Annotated in this window: 2 protein-coding genes; both read right to left on the reverse strand. The window is 46.5% G+C overall.

From position 1 onward, the window contains the following. The coding region (locus F1E73_RS16845) for a gluconate 2-dehydrogenase subunit 3 family protein (RefSeq protein ID WP_150452643.1) at positions 1–571 on the reverse strand (571 nt) is incomplete at its 3' end. Positions 572–574: 3 nt separating this feature from the next. Continuing rightward, a partial coding sequence (locus F1E73_RS16850; RefSeq protein WP_150452644.1) for a GMC oxidoreductase occupies positions 575–1838 on the reverse strand: 1264 nt, incomplete at its 5' end.

Here is a 1838-nt window from a genome sequence, read left to right on the forward strand (position 1 = left end):
AATTCCCCTTATACCCCAAATCTGCAATCCCCACTTTGGAGGTGTAGTATCCAGTAACGGTAAGTCCGCGGAACATATGGAAAAACTGAATTTCCAATGGCTGCTGATTTAATGGTACATCAGGATCGTGGAAACAAATGGTATCACAGATCTGCTTTTGCTGATCTAAGGTAGCCGATTTAAACTCCACCCCAAATTCTGTATTACTCTTATGATCTAACCACATTAATCCGCCCAGTAAGGTCATCTGCATGGTAGGTAGGTCTTTACCGATAAACTCGATAAACTCCGGTACTTCTGCCTCGATCGGTCCGCCAAACGGCTCCTTTGGGGGAAGGATTACGGTGCTGAGTGCGGCGATGGTCTCCATCTCGTGCTCGTTAAAAAGCTGTTCCTCATGCAACTCCGCATCGCGTTCCAATTCTTCGGGTGTTCTTCCGTAGAAACCTTCGGCTCCCTTGATTATTTCTTCCTCAGCAGGTGCTTTAGTTTCTGGGGTACATCCGTGAAACGCCAAACCGGCGGCACCGACGCCCAAAATCATTGTCTGTATACTTTTTCTCCTATCCATCTTCTAGATATTTTGCTGTTTCAATTGTTCGATAATGTAATCTGACGCTCTCCAAGACAACGCCATAATGGTCCAGGTACAGTTCTTATCGGCTTGGGAAACAAAGGGTCCGGCATCCACAATAAATACGTTGTCCACATCGTGTAGTTGCTGGAATTTGTTGGTCACGGAAGTCTTGGGATCGTTCCCCATCCTAGTGGTTCCCACCTCATGGATAATTCTACCCGGAGCCTCCAATCCGTAATCACGATCCTTACCAGGTTTCTCCCCTAAGGCATGTCCTCCCATGTTATGGATCAATTCCTCAAAGGTATCCTGCATATGTTTCGCCTGATTACGCTCAAAATCGGACCACTTATAGTTGAACTTCAACACTGGGATTCCGTATTTGTCCACGGTAGTAGGGTCTATCTCACAGTAGTTATCCTTTCTGGCAATACCTTCCCCTCTACCTCCGAATCCGATTACGGATCCGTAGTATTTCTTCACGTCCTCTCGTAGGCTATCGCCATATCCTCCCACCTTTAGGCCGAAAAACTTATTAAAATCGTTCGGGTTATATCCAAAACCATAGTTTGGCATTCCCATACCACCCCAAACTTCAATATGATACCCTCTCGGGAAATCCAATTTGGAATTGTCTCCCCACCATGGTGAGTATACGTGCATACCTCCCACTCCGTCTTCGTTATAGGAAGTTTTTCTGTTCATTAGTCCCGGGATAAAGGCTGCCCTACTGGCTCCGGTGGAATCGTGCAAGTACTTTCCAATAAGGTCACTGCTATTCCCCAAGCCATTAGGGTGTTGCTTGCTCTTGGAATTTAATAGGATTCTTGCGGAGCTACATGCCGAAGCTGCAAGGACTACTACTTTCCCCTTTAATTTATACTCTTTACGGTCGTCCTTACTGATATAGGATACGCCCGTGGCTTTCCCTTCTTCATTGGTGGTCACTTCGCGCACTACGGAGTTTACGAATATCTTGACCTTTCCCCCGCTCTTCTGGGCTGGGAAGATCAAACACGTCCCAGCGGAGAAATCCGCATATACGGAACAGGCTCTATTACACTGCCCGCAATAGAAACAAACCCCACGGTCGTTGTTCAATTTCTTGGTAAGCATGGAGAGTCGACCAGGAATAACCGGGATCCCCGATTTCTTGGCGCCCTCTATATAGAATAATTCGTGCAATCTTGGTTTTGGTGGAGGTAAGAAGAATCCATCTGGATCATCTTCCAAGCCTTCATTAGTTCCAAAAACCCCGATG

The sequence above is a fragment of the Arenibacter lacus genome (assembly GCF_008711145.1).
Lineage (GTDB): Bacteria > Bacteroidota > Bacteroidia > Flavobacteriales > Flavobacteriaceae > Arenibacter > Arenibacter amylolyticus.